At 33.7% G+C, this 18935-nt stretch carries 22 protein-coding genes; 18 read left to right on the top strand and 4 right to left on the bottom strand.

Going from position 1 to position 18935, the window contains the following annotated elements:
- The first annotated feature begins 4 nt into the window (after positions 1-4).
- The 11 genes from gcvH to H603_RS0105240 all read left to right on the top strand — a co-directional run bounded on the left by gcvH (position 5) and on the right by H603_RS0105240 (position 7065).
- The gene (gene gcvH, locus H603_RS0105190) at positions 5-385 is read left to right on the top strand and encodes a glycine cleavage system protein GcvH (protein ID WP_026707574.1); all 381 of its coding nucleotides are present in this window, start codon (positions 5-7) and stop codon (positions 383-385) included.
- On the top strand, positions 378-758 hold the full coding sequence (locus H603_RS17285) for a VanZ family protein (protein WP_245576087.1): 381 nt from the start codon (positions 378-380) through the stop codon (positions 756-758). Before gcvH ends, H603_RS17285 begins: the two co-directional genes overlap by 8 nt.
- A gap of 178 nt (positions 759-936) precedes the next feature.
- Positions 937-1680 (top strand): deoxyribose-phosphate aldolase, encoded by a 744-nt coding sequence (gene deoC / locus H603_RS0105200; protein WP_026707575.1) that lies wholly within the window; start codon positions 937-939, stop codon positions 1678-1680.
- A 261-nt stretch (positions 1681-1941) separates the two neighbouring features.
- On the top strand, positions 1942-2844 hold the full coding sequence (gene cyoE, locus H603_RS0105205; RefSeq protein ID WP_026707576.1) for a heme o synthase: 903 nt from the start codon (positions 1942-1944) through the stop codon (positions 2842-2844).
- Between the two features lie 8 nt (positions 2845-2852).
- Complete coding sequence (locus H603_RS0105210; RefSeq protein WP_394359121.1) at positions 2853-3440, top strand: cytochrome c oxidase subunit 3; 588 nt, start codon at positions 2853-2855, stop codon at positions 3438-3440.
- 42 nt (positions 3441-3482) lie between these two features.
- On the top strand, positions 3483-4511 hold the full coding sequence (locus H603_RS0105215) for a cytochrome c oxidase subunit 3 (RefSeq protein ID WP_026707578.1): 1029 nt from the start codon (positions 3483-3485) through the stop codon (positions 4509-4511).
- Positions 4512-4529: 18 nt separating this feature from the next.
- Complete coding sequence (locus tag H603_RS0105220; protein ID WP_026707579.1) at positions 4530-4880, top strand: cytochrome C oxidase subunit IV family protein; 351 nt, start codon at positions 4530-4532, stop codon at positions 4878-4880.
- A 75-nt stretch (positions 4881-4955) separates the two neighbouring features.
- On the top strand, positions 4956-5606 hold the full coding sequence (locus tag H603_RS0105225; RefSeq protein ID WP_026707580.1) for a hypothetical protein: 651 nt from the start codon (positions 4956-4958) through the stop codon (positions 5604-5606).
- Between the two features lies 1 nt (position 5607).
- Positions 5608-6294 (top strand): SCO family protein, encoded by a 687-nt coding sequence (locus tag H603_RS0105230; RefSeq protein ID WP_026707581.1) that lies wholly within the window; start codon positions 5608-5610, stop codon positions 6292-6294.
- A gap of 5 nt (positions 6295-6299) precedes the next feature.
- Complete coding sequence (locus tag H603_RS0105235; RefSeq protein ID WP_026707582.1) at positions 6300-6839, top strand: DUF420 domain-containing protein; 540 nt, start codon at positions 6300-6302, stop codon at positions 6837-6839.
- On the top strand, positions 6832-7065 hold the full coding sequence (locus H603_RS0105240) for a hypothetical protein (RefSeq protein ID WP_026707583.1): 234 nt from the start codon (positions 6832-6834) through the stop codon (positions 7063-7065). The genes H603_RS0105235 and H603_RS0105240 overlap by 8 nt, the downstream gene beginning before the upstream one ends.
- Positions 7066-7069: 4 nt before the next feature.
- Here the strand turns inward: H603_RS0105240 and H603_RS0105245 are convergent, their stop codons facing one another.
- On the bottom strand, positions 7070-8473 hold the full coding sequence (locus H603_RS0105245; RefSeq protein ID WP_026707584.1) for a DUF4403 family protein: 1404 nt from the start codon (positions 8471-8473) through the stop codon (positions 7070-7072).
- A gap of 171 nt (positions 8474-8644) precedes the next feature.
- Here H603_RS0105245 and H603_RS0105250 point away from each other — a divergent pair, with 171 nt between their 5' ends.
- The 7 genes from H603_RS0105250 (at position 8645) to tsaB (ending at position 16565) form a co-directional block, all read left to right on the top strand.
- Positions 8645-9346 carry an ABC transporter ATP-binding protein gene (locus H603_RS0105250; protein WP_026707585.1) on the top strand — a complete coding sequence of 234 codons (702 nt, stop codon included), beginning with the start codon at positions 8645-8647 and terminating at the stop codon, positions 9344-9346.
- Complete coding sequence (locus tag H603_RS0105255) at positions 9339-10583, top strand: ABC transporter permease (RefSeq protein WP_026707586.1); 1245 nt, start codon at positions 9339-9341, stop codon at positions 10581-10583. The genes H603_RS0105250 and H603_RS0105255 overlap by 8 nt, the downstream gene beginning before the upstream one ends.
- Positions 10584-10585: 2 nt before the next feature.
- The gene (locus H603_RS0105260; protein ID WP_026707587.1) at positions 10586-11854 is read left to right on the top strand and encodes an ABC transporter permease; all 1269 of its coding nucleotides are present in this window, start codon (positions 10586-10588) and stop codon (positions 11852-11854) included.
- Positions 11855-11890: 36 nt separating this feature from the next.
- Positions 11891-13006 carry an efflux RND transporter periplasmic adaptor subunit gene (locus H603_RS0105265; RefSeq protein WP_026707588.1) on the top strand — a complete coding sequence of 372 codons (1116 nt, stop codon included), beginning with the start codon at positions 11891-11893 and terminating at the stop codon, positions 13004-13006.
- A gap of 80 nt (positions 13007-13086) precedes the next feature.
- Positions 13087-14457 (top strand): TolC family protein, encoded by a 1371-nt coding sequence (locus H603_RS0105270; RefSeq protein ID WP_026707589.1) that lies wholly within the window; start codon positions 13087-13089, stop codon positions 14455-14457.
- 6 nt (positions 14458-14463) lie between these two features.
- On the top strand, positions 14464-15759 hold the full coding sequence (locus tag H603_RS0105275) for an efflux RND transporter periplasmic adaptor subunit (protein WP_026707590.1): 1296 nt from the start codon (positions 14464-14466) through the stop codon (positions 15757-15759).
- A 134-nt stretch (positions 15760-15893) separates the two neighbouring features.
- Positions 15894-16565 carry a tRNA (adenosine(37)-N6)-threonylcarbamoyltransferase complex dimerization subunit type 1 TsaB gene (tsaB, locus tag H603_RS0105280; protein ID WP_026707591.1) on the top strand — a complete coding sequence of 224 codons (672 nt, stop codon included), beginning with the start codon at positions 15894-15896 and terminating at the stop codon, positions 16563-16565.
- On the opposite strand, the gene H603_RS0105285 is transcribed toward tsaB, so the two are convergent.
- The 3 genes from H603_RS0105285 to H603_RS0105295 all read right to left on the bottom strand — a co-directional run bounded on the left by H603_RS0105285 (position 16566) and on the right by H603_RS0105295 (position 18776).
- Entirely contained in the window at positions 16566-17399 is an 834-nt protein-coding gene (locus H603_RS0105285) for a mechanosensitive ion channel family protein (RefSeq protein ID WP_026707592.1), read from the bottom strand.
- Positions 17400-17574: 175 nt separating this feature from the next.
- Positions 17575-17775 (bottom strand): dodecin family protein, encoded by a 201-nt coding sequence (locus H603_RS0105290; RefSeq protein WP_026707593.1) that lies wholly within the window; start codon positions 17773-17775, stop codon positions 17575-17577.
- A 101-nt stretch (positions 17776-17876) separates the two neighbouring features.
- The gene (locus tag H603_RS0105295) at positions 17877-18776 is read right to left on the bottom strand and encodes a NifU family protein (RefSeq protein WP_026707594.1); all 900 of its coding nucleotides are present in this window, start codon (positions 18774-18776) and stop codon (positions 17877-17879) included.
- Positions 18777-18935: the final 159 nt, after the last annotated feature.

Raw genomic sequence — 18935 nt, forward strand, 5'->3', positions numbered from 1 at the left:
TATTATGAGTATACCAGCAAATTTAAAGTACACAAAAGATCACGAATGGGTGAGTTTAGAAGGAGATGTAGCTACAGTAGGAATTACACATTTCGCTCAAAAAGAATTAGGTGATATCGTTTATGTAGAAGTTGAAACATTAGACCAAACTCTTGAAAAAGATGAAGTTTTTGGTACTGTTGAAGCAGTAAAAACTGTTTCTGATTTGTTTCTTCCTTTAGCAGGAGAAATTGTCGAATTTAATGATGCTTTAGAAAGTACTCCTGAAACAGTAAATTCTGATCCTTATGGAGCAGGATGGATGATCAAAATTAAAGTAGCAAACGTTGCTGATTATGATACTCTATTATCAAGCGATGCTTATAATGATTTAATTGGTGCGTAAATTATTCTTTCTTATCTCGGCGGTAGCTTGGTCAGCTGTAATCTTGTATTTGTGTTTAACAAAGTCAAGTAACATTCCTACGATCGATATCCCTAATCTAGATAAGGCGGTACATGCGTTCTTTCATTTTGTGTTTACTTCGCTATGGGTACTATTTTTTAGAACTCAGGTGAGAAATAAAAACATATACAAGCCGTTGTTTTTTTCATTCATGCTTTCTGTTTTTTTTGGAGTATTTATCGAAATAGCACAGCAGCTATTTACAACTACAAGAAGTCCTGACATGTTTGATATTCTTGCAAACATAACCGGCGCGGCTTTTGCAAGTTTTTCCATCCTTGTTTTTATCAAAATAAGAGGAACCAAGCCGTAAACAATAATACATTAAAGTCCCGAATTTACGGGACTTTTTTATTTTCGAAAAAAATGTAAATAGATTTATTTTTCAATTTCTATATTCTGTTAAACATATCAGTATTGTTTAAAAGCTTTTGAATATTAAATGTATTTTTGTTTAGCAACTCTATTAATAATCATCTAATACAATCATTATGAATATCAGAAACTACCTAGATTCAACATATTTAAAAACACCTAAACAAGCCGGTCTTGAAGAGGGTGAAAATGTAGAAATCGTTTTGAAATTTATTCATGAGGCAATCGATGAGAATTTTAAATTAATCATGATCAGACCTGATATGGTTGCTATGGCAAAAGAGGTAATTACCAAGGCTAATGCAGTGACTTTAATAGGTACTGTTATCGATTTTCCTGAAGGTGAATCAGATGTTATGGCCAAATTAGAAGAAGCACAGAGAGCCATTGACAATGGTGCAGATGATCTTGATTTTGTTTGTAATTATAAAGCATTTAAGGAAGGGGAGGTTGCTATTGTAAAAGAAGAGGTCTTGAGGTGTACAAAACTAGGTTTAGATAATAATAAAACAGTTAAGTGGATTATTGAAGTTGCGGCATTAACAGATAAGCAAATTATTCAATTGTCTTCTCTAATTAAAAATGTGATTATCTCTAATTTTAAAGAAGAAGTGTACAGCTCAGTTTTTGTAAAATCTTCTACCGGCTTTTTCAAAACCGAAGATGATGTTCCTAACGGTGCAACTGTTCGCACAATAATCATGATGCTCGAAAATACTTCACCGTTGCCTGTTAAAGCAGCAGGTGGTGTTAGATCTTATGAGGAAGCGGTAGAAATGGTACGATTAGGTGTGAAAAGAATAGGGACTTCAGGGGCAAAGGCAATTGCTAATGGCGAAGATAGTAAGCAAGAATATTAAATTTTTAAAAAGGCGCACGTTCCAAAATACGTTTTAAATAATGAAAATTTTATTTCAAAAATACACTGTGTTTTTAAGTTTTACTTTCAAAAAAAAAATATTGTTCGTTCCAAATTAGTAAAGTTTGTAGAATAGCTATTTTTTAAGAGTGAAATGCAGTTTTAACAGATTATAATTGAAAAAAACACAAATTCTACAATCTTAAATCTACTTGTAATTTGTACATTTGCAGAAGTTTTAAAAAACATAATTAAATCTGCGTTGAATACTACTCAAAATACCCTCACCCTTAAATCGGTTTTTTTAGATTTTAAAGAAATCACTAAAGCAGGACTAGCTATTAGTGTTTTGTTTTCATCTATAGCGGGATATTTTTTAGGCGTAAATGAGCAAAATCCTTTTCAGTGGTCCGTGCTCTTAATGTTAATCGTAGGTGGTTATTGTATGGTTGGGGCTTCTAATGCATACAATCAAGTAATTGAAAAAGATATCGATGCTTTAATGGATCGAACGAAAAACCGTCCTGTTCCTTCAGGAAGAATGTCGCCACGAGTTGCACTTGTAGTTGCTAGTTTACTTACAATTGTAGGGATTTCACTTTTGTATATGATTAATCCTAAATCGGCTATGTTTGGTGCGATTTCGATATTTTTATATACGAGTGTTTACACACCTTTAAAAACGGTGACTTCATTGTCTGTTTTTGTAGGAGCATTTCCAGGGGCAATCCCTTTTATGTTAGGATGGGTGGCTGCGACGGGTGATTTTGGTATAGAAGCAGGTACGTTGTTTTTAATTCAGTTTTTTTGGCAATTTCCGCATTTTTGGGCTATAGGCTGGTTTTTGTATGAAGATTACGAGAAAGCGGGGATTTTTATGTTGCCTACGGGTAAAAAAGATCAAGGAACAGCATTGCAAATTATTTTATATTCAGTTTGGTTAATTGTTGCTTCTTTGTTGCCGGCTCTTGGTTATACTGGTCGATTTTATATTACGCCAGTTGCCGCAGTGTTAGTGTTTTTATTAGGTTTATGGATGCTTTTTTATGCAGTAAAGCTGTATAAGATTAAAACCGCAAAAGCTGCAAGAACATTAATGTTAGTTAGCGTATCGTATATTACGCTACTTCAATTAGTATATATAATTGATAAATTTTTAAGATAGTTATGGAAATGACAATGACAATGACACAGGAAGAGCATAAGCAAAAAACAGCAAGATCATATAAGTTGATTTTGATTTTTGCAATGGTCAGTATGATTATGATGTTTGCGGGACTTACTAGTGCGTTTGTAGTAAGTAAGGCAAGAGTAGACTGGTTGAAAGATTTTCAATTGCCTACTGCTTTTTATTATAGCACATTGGCTATAATTGCTGCTAGTGTAACAATACACATGGCAAAAAAATCAATTCAAAAAGACGAGAAAAGTAAGACTACTGTTTTTCTTTTGTCTACTTTAGCGCTTGGAATTTTATTCGTGTTTTTGCAGTTTGCAGGATTCGGACAAATCGTTGAAAGCGGTTATTATTTCACGGGAAGTGAGAGTTCAATAACAACAACATTTTTGTATATTGTAACGGTTGTGCATATGATTCACCTTGCTGGTGGCTTAATATCATTGCTTATTATAATTTATAATCATTTTAAACAGAAATACAATTCGAGTCAAACTCTTGGAATAGAACTAGGTGCGATGTACTGGCACTTTCTTGATTTCTTGTGGATTTATTTATTTGTATTTTTATATTTCTTTAAATAAGAAAAAAACGTAAATTTGGGAACTTTTTAACGAATAACTTTTATGGAAGCGACAGTTACTACTGCAAATAGTGAAGATAAAACTTGGGGAGGCGGCAATGAGCCTATGGGAGCAAGTTATGGTAAAATGATGATGTGGTTTTTTATCATGTCAGATGCCTTAACGTTCTCTGGATTTTTAGCAGCTTACGGTTTATCTAGATTTAAATTTATTGAGACGTGGCCACTGGCCGATGAAGTGTTTACTCACTTCCCATTTTTGCACGGTGTGTCTGCACCTATGTATTATGTGGCGTTAATGACTTTTATTTTAATTTTTTCATCTGTAACAATGGTTTTGGCTGTTGATGCTGGTCATCAAATGAAAAAGAATAAAGTTATTGTTTACATGTTTTTAACCATTATCGGCGGTTTGATTTTCGTAGGGTCTCAAGCTTGGGAATGGAAAAATTTCATCAAAGGAGAATATGGTGCTGTTGAAACAAAAGGAGGTAGTTTGCTTCAGTTTGTTGATAAAGACGGAAACCGTGTTGCTTTGGCAGATTTTGCTAGTACTCTTCATGGAGAGCGCGTGCAACATACTAGTAATAAAGGAACTTGGTTCTTGAGTGAGGGTGAACTACCTTCATACTCTCTTGCTGAAGTGCAAGCTGGATTCAAAGCACATCCTGAGTTATCTGTTCGCATCGAATCTATCTATGAGGCTACTCCAGATAATGTAAAAGACGCTAAGATTAATCATGATCTAAGCAAATTCAAGCATAAAACAGTCTTATCTAGAGAAGAATCTATTTCTAGATTAGCAGACGGACATTATGTTGTTGAGGGAGCTAACTTGATTAGAAATGAGTACGGTAATAAATTATTTGCTGATTTCTTTTTCTTTATCACAGGTTTCCACGGATTCCACGTTTTTTCAGGGGTTATCTTAAATATCATTGTCTTTTTCAATGTCCTAATAGGTACATATGAAAAAAGAAGAAGTTATGAGATGGTTGAAAAAGTAGGTCTATACTGGCACTTTGTAGATTTAGTTTGGGTATTTGTATTTACCGTTTTCTATCTAGTTTAATTTTTAAAAATAATTATTATGTCACACGAACACGTTTCTAATACTGCAGGGATCTGGAAAGTTTTCGCAATATTGTCTGCTGTTACTATTATAGAAGTAATTTTAGGAATACTTAAGCCAGATTTTCTACACATGAACCACCTTTTAGGTATGAATTTGTTGAACTGGGTATTTTATATATTGACTGTTTTTAAAGCTTATTATATTGTATGGTCATTCATGCACTTAGGAGGCGAAAAAAGTAGTCTTAGATGGGCAATTGTATTGCCTGTTGTTTTCTTAATAATATATATACTTTTCATTTTCTTAACCGAAGGGCATTATATTTATGGGGTTTTTAAAGATTCGACAATTAAATGGAATTTTTAACACATATTAATTCAAAAAAAAGGGTACGCATAGCGTACCTTTTTTTATTTTTGTACTTTAAATTTTAATGCTGCAATGAAAAAAAATATTGTTCTTTTTGTGCTTTTTATTCTCCCTATTGTTGCTTATCTTTTTTTTGCATCAGGTGTGAATAGTTTTACCCGTTTGCCTACCGTTACTAAAGGAATTCCTGAGCTAGGAGATTGGGAATCTTTAAATAAAGAAAAGGTAGTTCTAACTAATAAAATAACTATACTTGGTTTTTCTGGTTCCGAAATTTTAAAGAACAGAGGGAATCTTTTTAATCTTAACGAAAAAATTTATCAACGTTACCACACATTTAAAGATTTACAATTTGTAATGATATGTCCCCTTGGTACAGAAAATGATGTACGCAGTATATTAGATGCTTTAGATGAATTTACAGATGTTTCACAATGGCATTTTGTGTTCACCACTCCAGAGAATATCCAAGATTATTATGGTAAACTTCAATTGAAGGGACAACTTGATCAATATGCTGGTACTCCAAATGTTTATATTGTAGATAAAGCGAGAGATTTAAGAGGTCGAAAAGATAAAGACGATTACAAGGAGGGATACAATACTTTTCATCCATCTGAGTTAAGCAACGAGATGCTTGATGATTTTAAAATTATCTTGTACGAATACCGTGCTGCATTAAAGAAGAATCACAATGCGACTAAACAACTTTTAAAAGATTAATATGTTTAAGAATAAATCATACATCGGAATTTCCTTTATCATTTTAGTTTTTGGTATTTATGCTATTCCTAAAATTATAGAGCGCATTCAAAATGGTTCGGTAGTAAAAGCAGATCGTTTAGATAATGTTTCTACATCTGCCACAAAAGACGAAAAGTTAGTAATGATTGGGCCTGCGCCAAAATTTGAATTAACGAATCAAAACAACGACACAATCAACAATGAATCTTTTAAAGGTAAAGTATATGTAGTTGAGTTTTTTTTTACAACTTGTCCTTCAATTTGTCCTAAGATGAATCAAAGTATGTTGCTAATCGAAAAGAAGTTTTTTGGTAATCCTAATTTCGGAATTGCTTCTATCACTATTGATCCCAATCATGATACTGCTAAGGTTTTGAAAGAACATGCCGAATTTTTGGGTGTTAAATCTACAAGCTGGCAATTTTTAAGAGGCGATCAAGATTATATTTATAGTATAGCTAATAAAGGTTTCAATTTATATGCTGCCTCAAATAGCAATGTAGCTGGGGGTTTTGAACACTCAGGTTTATTTGCATTGATTGATAAAGATGGAAATATAAGATGTAGAAAAGATGATTATGGTAATCCTATTTTATACTACGATGGCTTAGAGAAAAAAGGGGTTAGAGATATTCAACAAGATATTAGTATTTTATTAGAAGAATAGGCATTATGAATAATGAAAATTTAGAACAGAAATATAAAAAGTGGATTGTGATTTTATCGATTGCTATTCCTGTAGTTGTTGTGATTCTTTTTGGTGTCAATTTAAAGAAGCTTGGCTTTGATGTCGAACCTTTGACATTCTTACCTCCTATATATGCTTGCGTGAATGCAATTACAGCGGTTTTATTAGTTAGTGCTGTTTTAGCAATTAAAAACGGTAATAGAAAACTGCACGAAAATTTAATGAAAGGGGCAATAGGATGTTCAATTGCATTTTTAGGAATGTATGTAGCTTATCACATGACTTCAGATTCAACAAAATTTGGAGGAGAAGGTATCATCGCATATGTATATTATTTTATTCTCTTTACGCATATTGTGCTATCTGTAATAATCATTCCAATGGTTTTAGTTACTTATGTAAGAGCGTTGGCACAAGTTTTCGACAAACATAAAAGATTAGCAAGAATCACGTTTCCTATATGGTTGTATGTCGCTGTTACGGGTGTGGTCGTTTATTTAATGATATCTCCTTATTATGTTTAAAAATATTAAGTTAAAAGTCATTTCTATTGGGGCACTATTACTTTCTTCGGGAGTGGCTCAAGCCCAATGTGCAATGTGTAGAGCAGCATTAGGAGGTGAGTCTAATAACGCTCAAGCGCAAGCTGTAAATGATGGTATTGTCTATTTAATGGCAATTCCATATGTATTAGTTGGAATAATAGGATATGCCGTATATCGTTTATATCGAAAAAAGAAGGTGAGCTAAAAACTTATTTGAGCCCATTAACAGCTATTTTAATATTTCCTTTTACCTTGATAAATGCTAAGATAGCGTTAGAGGTAATTTGTACTTTTTCAAATGCAATGTCATCCATATTTCCGTTCACATATACTCCTGGTATTGGAGAATAATTATTGAGGTAGCTCATCATACTTGCTTTACCTTCGTCTAGGTTTGCTTGTATTGAGTAACGACAGCTTTCTTGAATCTTCTTTAAAATTACACCTTGTGCTAACCAGTTAGCTGTTCGCATCAATTTACTTTTGGTGTCTAATACATAGTCTAATTGGTCAAAGTAAATTTCCTTCGTTTTCTGATCGTATTGCGGAAAGCCATTCAAATATATTTTACCATTAACAGCTCCTGTCAAGTCTAGTGCAATTACCATTTTGCCACTTTTATGCCATATTGTAACATCGTTAACCTTTACTTTCTTTGAACCTGATCCAAATTCTTGCCCTGCAAAATTGCTGCGCATAATTTTAGAGGCATCTTGGTAAGTAGATACTGCGACGATATTTGCAGTAATTTGATTAGGAATTTTAGTTACTGGTTTTAGGATTATTTTATTCGAATCAAATTTGGTTTCTGGTTTTCTGCCTACTATGGTTTCCATTGTGCATTTCATTCCCATTTGAAGTAAAAATGTTTCTCCTTTTAATTTTGCTGCCGTGCTGTACACTTCTTGCGGTACAACGCGTAGCCAACTGTCATAAGATTCATTCATTTGAAAAGGGGTGCATACTTTCTCCAGAGCTGCTAATACGTTAGGTTTAAAATCCATTGATTTTTCGATTGCATCATCAATAGATTTTTCTAGTTTAGCTTTAAATAATTGAATCGTGGGATTCATTAGGTAAGTTACAGGTACATTTTTACCAAACACAACAAGAGTTGGGCTCTCTTTCCAGTCAAGTGATTTTAATTCTGTTTTTGTAACTAGTTTCCAATTGTCTAAGGCAACATCGCTGCTAAGTGTTAGCACACCATTTAAGTGAAACTCTTGCGTATTGTATAAATCGACGCCCAATGTTTTTGTGCCAATACGATATTTAACTGTTGCTCTTAATGGTAGTATCGTTCTGATTCTTTCGCCTGATTTTGCATTATCATTCTGTATCGTGATAGGAGCAAGCTTCCAAATTTTCATTTCGATATTATCATCAGTAATATCGTTGTCTTCATATATCAAACCATTCAAAATACTGTTAGTCTGGTTCTCGACATCTTTTAGTTGAACACTAATAGGAATATTTAAAAACGAAGGCTGGTTTTCATAAACAACTGGCGTTGCATCATCTGGTTCCGGTTTTAAGGTGTCTATTTTTTGGGTTGTACTGCAGCTAAAAAATAAACAACATAAAGTAATTGATGCAAAAAGATGTTTAGACATTGTAAGTAGTTTTAGCTGTAAAATTAGCAAAAGAAATATATTTTAATATAAAACTGTAACAATTATATTATAATTAAGTCTTATGCATTAAGAGATTATTATTTGTGCTATCAATTTTTGATAACCATTTCAATGCTACTAGTATTGGTTTCATTTTATACTATTTTAATTATGATCGAAATTAAAGATTTACATAAGTCCTATAAAATGGGTAACTCTGAACTGCATGTTCTCAAGGGAATCAACTTTAATATTCAGGAGGGGGAGCTAGTAGCGATTATGGGATCGTCTGGTTCTGGAAAATCGACGCTACTGAATATTTTAGGAATTCTTGACGAAGCTGATACTGGCAGTTACATTTTAGATAATGTTCCAATAAAAAAATTAAACGAAACCATAGCGTCTCGTTATCGCAATAAATTTTTAGGTTTTGTATTCCAGTCTTTCAATTTGATCAATTATAAAAGTGCATTAGATAACGTTGCCATGCCTTTATACTATCAAGGCGTAAAGCGCAAAGAGCGTTACGAAATTGCATTAAAATATTTGTCTAAAGTTGGTTTAGCTACGCATTCGCATCATTTGCCATCTGAACTTTCAGGTGGACAAAAACAACGTGTAGCCATAGCAAGGGCATTAGCTTCAAATCCAAAAGTGCTTTTAGCAGATGAGCCTACAGGTGCTTTAGATACAAAAACTTCTTATGAAGTTATGGAATTAATTCAAGGCATCAACGATGAAGGAAAAACGATTTTAATTGTCACACACGAACCGGATATCGCAGCAATGTGTAAGCGAAATGTAGTTTTAAAAGATGGTTTAATTATCGATGATATTATGGTCGAACAAGTAAGAGCTTCAGCTTATGTTTAACGCAGAGAGATGGCAGGAGATATTTGAAGCTATTGCTAAAAATAAGTTACGTACCTTTTTGACAGGAGTATCTGTAGCGTCCGGAATATTCATCTTGGTTATTTTACTTGGGGTTGGCAAAGGGTTGCAAAACGGAATTGCAAAGCAGTTTGAAAATGACGCATCGGGATTGATCTCGTTTTGGTCAGGAACGACCACAAAAGAATTTAAAGGGCTAAATCCTGGAAGGCAAATCCAATTTAGAAATAGTGATTACAATGCAACTGTTCAGAAATTTGACCAAGATCTCGAAATAAAATCTGCCAACTATATTTTTTGGTCAGGAACCATGAGCCACGGAAATGAAACAGGTAACTACCGTTTTGTTGGTGTAAATACAGATTATCTAGCAGTAGAAAATGCTTCTATAGTCGAGGGAAGATTTATTAATCATAACGATATAATAAACAGTGAAAAAGTTGCCGTCATAGGCATGAAGTTAAAGCAAGATATGTTTAAAGACATGGATCCAGTTGGAGAACAACTTGTAATTAACGATATTAATTTTAAAGTGGTAGGTGTTTTTACTGATCCAGCTGGAGAGCGTGAGGAGACCAGAGCATACATTCCTATCACAACGACACAGCAAGCTTATGGTATAGGAGACAATATAAGCAACCTGGATTTTACGCTTAAAAAAATGGATACTTATGAGGAGGCCTTGGAAGAGTCAGTGAAGTTTACTGATGGGGTGAATCAACTGTTAAAGAGTAAAAATACTATTGCACCTGATGATGATGGAGCGATAGGTTTTAATAATTCTGTTAAGGATGCAAAGCAGTTTTATGATTTGAACTTGTACATCCGCTTGTTTTTTTGGTGGGTCGGAATCTGTACTATAATTGCTGGAGTAGTAGGTGTTAGTAATATTATGCTCATTATTGTAAAAGAGCGTACAAAGGAGATTGGTATTCGAAAAGCATTAGGAGCTTCACCAGTTTCAATTGTAGTAATGATCTTGCATGAGTCAATTTTTATAACCACAATTTCAGGTTTTGTAGGACTGCTAGCAAGTTTATTGTTACTGGAGATTGTGGGTCCATTAGTGAAAAGTGATTATTTTTTAAATCCAGAAGTAGATTTTGGTGTTGCATTAAGTACTGTGCTTTTACTCGTAATCGCCGGTGCAATTGCGGGTTTTTTCCCTGCATATCGAGCAGCAAAAATTAAACCTATTGTAGCACTAAGAGACGAATAATTATGTTTGATAGAGATAAATGGATCGAAATATTAGAGGCACTTACTGCAAACACGTTTAGGACGTTACTAACTGCTTTTGGTGTTTTTTGGGGAATATTTATTCTCGTTATTTTGCTTGCAGCAGGAAAAGGATTGGAGAATGGCGTAAAAAAAGGTTTTGACGGAATTGCTACCAACACCATGTTTATGTGGAGTCAAAAAACATCTAAGCCATACAAAGGGCTTCCGAGCATTCGAAATTATGATTTTAAAAATAGTGATGTAGAAGCATTGAAAGAAAAATTTCCTGATTTACTTTATGTATCTCCGCGAAATGAACTTGGTGGTAATGATGCCCAGTCGAGCAATGTCATTAGAGGTACAAAAACTGGAGCGTACAGCGTTTTTGGTGACTGTCCTGAATTAATGTTTCAAGAACAAATGCAAATTGTATCCGGTCGATTTATAAATCAGCAAGATATTTTGCAAAAGCGTAAAACAGCCGTTATAGGTAGCGGTGTTATTAAAGATTTATATGATAAGACTGAAGATGTTATAGGGACCTATATTAAAGTCAATGGGGTTAATTTTATTGTAGTAGGGGTTTACAAATCTATTTCTCGTGTTAATGGAGATCCTGAGAGCCAACAAAAGAGAATTTATTTGCCTTTCACTACTTTTCAACAAGCTTTTAATTATGGCGATGTAGTAGGATGGATGGCAATTACCGCAAAGGATAACGCTTCTATAACTACTTTAAAACCTGCAATTTTAGAGTATATGAAGAGTCGCCATTCAATAAGTCCGTTAGATGAGAGAGCTATAGGTAACTTTGATTTGTATGAACAATTTAGTAAAATTCAAGGCTTGTTTTTAATACTTAAGTTCATCGCTTATTTTGTAGGAACATTGGTTTTATTATCTGGGGTGATAGGTATTTCAAATATTATGTTGATTGTAGTAAAGGAGCGTACAAAGGAAATTGGTATTAGAAGAGCATTAGGAGCAACTCCTGCAATGATACGTTCTCAAATTTTATTAGAATCAATTTTTCTAACCATCGTCGCAGGAATGTTTGGGATTGCGATGGCAACAGGAGTGGTGGCAATTATCAATATGGTATTAGATTCAATGCCTAGCGGTGACATGATGTTTGCTAATCCTAGTGTTGATCTTACAGTAGTGTTTGTAGCGCTATTCATATTAGTAGGTTCGGGATTATTAGCGGGATATATTCCTGCGCAAACAGCTATAAATATTAAGCCAGTAGATGCTTTGAGAGCAGAATAATAAGTCAATCAAAATAATCGATTAAATCATAACACGATGAAAAAAGGAATAACCATTACAATCTTGGTATTTATAGCTCTAGCATTTTTTGGTGCTTTGTACTATTTATATGCTAAAAATCAAGAACCTCCAATAGTCTTTGAAACCGAAGAGGCAGAAACGAAAACAATCGTCAAAAATACAATTGCTACGGGAAACATTGTGCCTGACGAAGAGGTATTAATCAAACCAAATATTTCAGGGATTATCGAAGCTGTTTATATAAAGGCAGGACAAAATATTAAAGCGGGTGATCTTATTGCAAAAATCAAAGTTGTTGCGAGTGTGTCTAATGTTAGTAATACACAAAATCAAGTTCAGTCTGCTAAAATAGAACTCGACAATCAAGAAAAATTATACAAACGACAAAAAACTCTTTTTGATAAAGGTGTCATTTCTGCAAATGACTTTGATGCGGCACAATTAGCTTATAATTCAGCTAAGCAAAATTACAGTGCTTCGAGACGTACGCTTGATATCGTTAAAACAGGTACTACTTCTGGATTAGGGAGTTATGCAAATACCTTAATTCGTTCTACGGTAACGGGAATGGTGCTTGATGTTCCTGTGAAAGTGGGGAACCAAGTAATTGAAAGTAATAATTTTAATGAAGGAACCACAATAGCTAGTGTTGCCGATATAGGAAGAATGATCTTCGTTGGTAAAATTGACGAATCAGAAGTTGGTAAGATTAAGGAGAAATTGCCTATCGAAATTACGGTAGGAGCCATTGAGAATAAAAAATTTGAGGCCGTTTTACAATACATTGCTCCTAAAGGGGTGAAAGAAAATGGCGCTGTACAATTTGAAATTAAAGCATCGCTCGAAAATAAACAAGATACTTTTATAAGAGCAGGTTTAAGTGCAAATGCTTCAATTATTCTCGAAAAAGCAGATAAAGTTTTGGCTATCAAAGAAGGCTTAGTACAATTCGATAAAAAAACACAAAAGCCTTACGTCGAAATCCAAAATGGTTCGAATACGTTTGTTCGAAAAGATGTGGTTCTTGGTGTGAGCGACGGCATATATGTTCAAGTCATCAGCGGCGTTACATCAAAAGACAAAATAAAAATTTGGAATCAAGGTGTCAAAGAAGGAGATACAGATAAATAAAAAAGCAATCAAAAGAAATTAAGTTTGTAGATAAATGTTAAATTTGTGTAATACCTTTGTTACACTTCCATATAAAAGATATGAAAAAAAATAGTTGGATACCGGTAGTTTTACTCTTCGCTTTTAACTTGTCGTCATCGGCGCAAGATAAAAAATGGACACTAGAGGAATGCGTAAAATATGCCATTGAACATAATATTTCGATACAACAAACGGAATTAGATACACAGTCTGCGTTAATAGATAAAAGAGGCGCATTAGGAAACTTTTTACCCTCTGTGAATGCATCAGCATCACATTCTTGGAACATTGGTTTGAACCAGAATATCACTACTGGTTTATTACAAAATCAAACCACGCAGTTTACCTCATTGAATGGTTCTGTAGGAGTTGATATTTATAAGGGATTACAAAACCAAAATACAATGAGAAGAGCAAAGCTTTCTCTTGTTGCGGCACAATACCAATTGACTAAAATGCGAGAGGATGTTGCCCTGAATGTAGCAAATGCCTTTTTACAAGTGCTATTCAATAAAGAAAATTTAAAGGTGCAACACCAGCAAATGAGTATTAATGAAAAGCAATTAGCTCGAACTCAAGAATTGGTAAATGCAGGTACAATTCCTAGAGGTGATTTATTTGACATCAAAGCGACACTAGCTACAGATAATCAAAACATTATTGCTGCCGAAAATACTTTGTTGATTTCTAAGTTGAGTCTAGCGCAGCTTTTACAGTTAGACGATTTTACTAAATTTGACATTGCAGACAATACTACGGTTGAAGATGAAAACAATATTCTAGCAGAAGACGTGAATGTTATCTATAGTAAAGCCAAAGAAGAACGCACCGGTTTAAAAATTGCTCAAGTTAACCTTGAAGTTGCAGAGAAAAATGTGGCTATTGCAAGAGGTGCTTACCAGCCTACATTGCAAGGTTTTTACAACTTTAATACTAGGGTGGCTTATGCCGATATTCCTGCTAGAGATGCTTCTGGTAATTTCTCAGGAACACAATCAGCGCCAGCATTTTTTAGTCAGTTTAACGATAACAAAGGACAATCTTATGGACTGCAACTGAGTATTCCAATATTTAACGGATTCTCGGCTAAGAATAATGTAGCACGTTCAAAAATATCATTGGAGAAATCAAGAATTGCCTTAGAACAAGAAAGTTTAGATTTGCAACGAAACGTTTATACTGCTTTTACAGATGCTAAAGGAGCTTTAAAATCTTACGAATCTGCTATTAGTGCTTTAGAAGCTAGAGAGCAATCTTACAATTATGCTAAGGAAAAATTTGATGTAGGTTTGATGAATTCATTTGATTTAAATCAATCACAAACATTATTTTCAAATGCACAATCAGAATTACTTAGAAGCAAATACGATTATATATTCAAAATTAAAATATTAGAATTCTATTTTGGAATTCCTATCATTAAAAACTAATTCATTATGTCAAAGAAAACAATTTATTATATTGTTGGAGGAGCTATCCTCGTAATTATTGCACTAATCGCATTGTCTAAAGCGGGTATTATAGGAAACAAAGATGAAGGAATCGAGGTAGAAATCGCGACTGTCAATAGTGCTACTATTGTTGAGACAGTCTCTGCAACTGGAAAAATTCAACCAGAAATAGAGGTTAAAATTTCGTCAATGGTTTCAGGTGAAATTATAGCATTGCCAATCAAAGAAGGTCAAGTAGTTAAAAAAGGAGAGTTATTGGTAAAAATAAACCCAGATTTATATACTTCAAGTTTGAATAGAACCATTGCAGGTTTATCTGGATCTAAAGCGGGACTAACGCAAGCAGATGCTCAGTTCAATGAAGCTAAGTCTAGTTATGATCGAAATAAAACATTGTTTCAAAAAGGAATTATATCTAAATCTGATTGGGACAAAGCAATATCTTCTTACGAAGTAGCCAAAGCAACTAAGCAATCAGCTTATTTTAATGTTCAAAGTGCATCTGCATCTGTAAGTGAAGCAAAAGACAACTTGGGACGAACAATTATCTATGCTCCGGCAGATGGTACTGTTTCAATGCTTAATGTTGAATTAGGAGAACGTGTTCTAGGAACGCAACAAATGACCGGTACCGAACTTTTAAGAGTAGCTAACCTTAACAATATGGAAGTGGAAGTGGATGTTAACGAAAATGACATCGTTAAGATTAAAGTTGGCGACGAAGCTAATGTTGAAGTTGATGCTTACCTCAAAAAGAAATTTAAAGGTGTAGTAACGAGTATTTCTAACTCGGCTAGCAGTACTTTAACTTCTGATCAAGTAACTAATTTTAAAGTAAAAGTTAGGATTGTTAAGGAGTCATATCAAGATTTATTAGAAGGAAAGCCTGCTGCTTATTCTCCTTTTAGACCAGGAATGACTGCGACGGTTGATATTATGACTAAAACAAGATCAAATGTAATTAATGTGCCTATTAGTTCAGTGGTTATCAAATCAGATACTACGGCAGTATCAGCAATTGAATTAGTAGATACAGATGAAGAGAAACAAGCTAAAGCTAAGAGCGATAAAAAGTTTGAATGCGTGTTTGTTAAAGTTGGCGACAAAGCAAAGATTCGCGTCATTAAAACAGGAATTCAAGATGATACTAATATCGAAATTTTATCTGGACTTAAAAAGGGTGATGTAGTTATTACGGGGCCTTACTCTACAGTTACAAAAGAACTTAACTCTGGAGATAAAGTAAGTTTGAAAGATGACAATAAGAATAAAAAGAAGTAACATTTATTTATAAATAATTAAAATAGCCGCTTAATCGTTGTATTAAGCGGCTATTTGTTTTAGTATCTAATTGCTTATTCAAAGCTTTTTAACGTCCTTTGCACCTCTTAATATAGAATACAATTCTTCAAACTATGGCGTATATTTTAAATATTGAAACGGCTACAAAAAACTGCTCTGTTGCAATCGCAAAAGATGGTGAAGTTTTAATTTGTAAAGAGATTGCTGAGGAAGGATATTCACATGCAGAACGTTTGCATGTATTTATCGAAGAAAGTTTGCAAGCGGTGGGTATAGAATATAATGATTTAACGGCAGTTGCGATTAGTCAAGGACCAGGCAGTTATACAGGTTTGCGTATAGGGGTATCGGCAGCTAAGGGGCTTTGTTACGCGTTATCGATACCACTAATCGCAGTAGATACTTTGGAGTCGCTAGCAGTCCAAGCAGATGTAAAAGATGGTGTTGTGATTCCTATGATAGATGCTCGTAGAATGGAAGTATATAGTGCTGTTTTTTCCTCAGAAGGCTCAATGATGAGAAATGTATTAGCAGAGGTTATTACTGAGGAATCTTTTAGCGATATTCAAGAGAAAATATACTTTGTAGGTGATTGTAATGAAAAATGTAAAACAGTCTTAACAGCTGATAAATTCACATTCTTAGATGTTGTCAAATATCCATCTGCTAGAGAAATGGCAAAAATAAGTCAAGAGAAATTCATCAATAATGAAACTGTAGACGTGGCTTATTTTGAACCATTTTACCTTAAAGATTTCATGATTACCGCCCCTAAAAAGAAGTAATTATTTAGCAGAATTACTCTGGGAAAATTCTTTAACAAATGGTTGTATCGAAATTCCTGCTTTATCAAATGCTTCTTTGCAATCTTCTAAAGTTTGTGTAAATACCATTCCAAAATCTTCATTATTTGCCCAAGGTCTTACAGCCAAATCTATAGCGCTATCCGTTAAGTTCTTTACAAAAACTTCTGGTTTAGGAACCTGCAGTACTTTTGGATTGTTATTCAAAATATCGAGTATAATATTCTTCGCCATTTTAATATCTGAATCGTAAGAAATGGAGAAAGTAAGATCTGCACGTCGGTATTTTAATAAGGAATAATTAATTATAGTTCCATTCGATAAAATCCCATTTGGCACAAATACCGTTTGATTATTTGCTGTTGTCAACTTGGTTACAAAAATTTGGATTTCATTTACAGTAGCTATTATGCCTTGTGCCTCTATAGTATGGCCTACCTTGAACGGCTTAAATAAAATGATTAACATTCCTCCAGCGAAGTTAGACAACGATCCTTGCAATGATAAACCTATTGCTAATCCCATCGCTCCTAATATGGCAACAAACGATGAGGTTTCTATACCTAACTTAGAGATGAAGGTAACAAACAACAAGATTCTCAAAGCCCATAGTAATATGTCTGCAAGAAATTTAGTCAAAGTAGGGTCTAAATCCCTCTTCACCATAATGCGTCTAATCAATCTGTTTATGAGACGAATCGCATACAAACCAATTATTAATATTAAAAAGGCCGTAATCAATTTAGGAGAGTAAGCTAAAAACTCTTTGAAGTAAATATCAATATATGTCGCAAGAGAAATTTTGTTGAAATTCATAAACTGTTTTGAGAATGTTTCTTAAAAGAAAGTGATAAGTGCTTGATGGCAAAAATACAAATTAATCCCACTTCATAATGACGTTGCTTGGTTTGTTGTACTATTTTTTTTGCGCAACAAATGTCATAAAAAAAGGCGCTTCGATTGAAGCGCCTTTTTCTGCGTATTATTAAAACTACTCTATTTCGAAAGTGATTTTTACATTGACTCTAAATTCTGCAACTTTATCGCCTTTAACTGTTGCGCTTTGCTCTTGAACATATACAGATCTAATGTTTTTTACTGATTTGGCTGCTTTAATCACAGCTTGTTGTGTTGCATCTTCCCAGCTTTTATTAGATCCTGATAATACTTCGATAACTTTTAATACAGACATAATTTTGGTTTTTTTGGTTAAAAACTAAAATTACAAATTTTCGAACAATAATCAAAATGTCAACCGTTGTTTAAAAGACTATCTATCTATTAATGATGCGATTAAGCGTTTAAAGCTTCAACGTTAATTTTTTCGTCATTCAGCATGCTTTTCAACATGTTTTCGATTCCGCTTTTTAATGTAAAGGTTGACGATGGGCATCCACTACAAGCACCTTGTAATACAACTTTTACCGTTTTTGTTGTTTCATCAAAAGAGTCAAAAGCGATGTTTCCACCATCTGCAGCGACAGCAGGCTTAACATACTCCTCAAGGATATTGATAATTTTTTGAGATGTTTCGTCTAACGAATCAAATTTTTCATCTTTGGTTTTTTCTTCTACGGCAGTTGGTTTAATTAAACTCTCGTCTAATACTGTACCACCGTTTTCAATATACTGTTTAATGAAACTTCTTAACTCTAAGGTGATTTCCTCCCAGTTGTTAACCTCATATTTTGTAACCGAAATGTAGTTTTCATCAATGAAAATTTCTTTTACATATGGGAATTTAAATAACTCTTTAGCTAAAGGAGATGGTCCTGTTTGATCAATATTCTTAAATTCTATTGCATTTTTAGTCAACATACGACTAACTACAAATTTCAAGGCAGATGGATTAGGAGTAGTTTCTCCATAAACAGTGATGGGTTGTTTCTTAACTTTGTTTTCGTCAACGTTAATTACTATTCCACCGTCGTTAAGGAAAGTCTCTATTTGTTCTGCAACTGCTTCTTTTACATCATCCCATTCAACGATGCTGTATTTTTCTACAGCAACAAAATTACCTGAGATATATACCGTTTTTACAAATGGAAGATAAAATAATTTTTGAGCTAATGGAGATCCTTTAGCTTCATCGATATTTTTGAATTCGAAACTCTCGTTTTTAGTGATAAAATCTTCTAGCTCAAATTTTAATATTGTAGGATTTTGAGTTTCCTTTATGGTGATCTTTGTCATGACGTTATTGTAAATTTTTACAAATTTAGTGAAGTTATTTTCTACCAATAGCTATATTTGATATATAAATGAATAAATTAACTATTTTTCACATTTGACAGTAGTCTTAGTTTAAAAGGATGTCTGTTTGTGTGCGCTTTTTCAACACTAAAATGTGCT

This window comes from Flavobacterium frigidarium DSM 17623 (assembly GCF_000425505.1).
Classification (GTDB): Bacteria; Bacteroidota; Bacteroidia; order Flavobacteriales; family Flavobacteriaceae; genus Flavobacterium; species Flavobacterium frigidarium.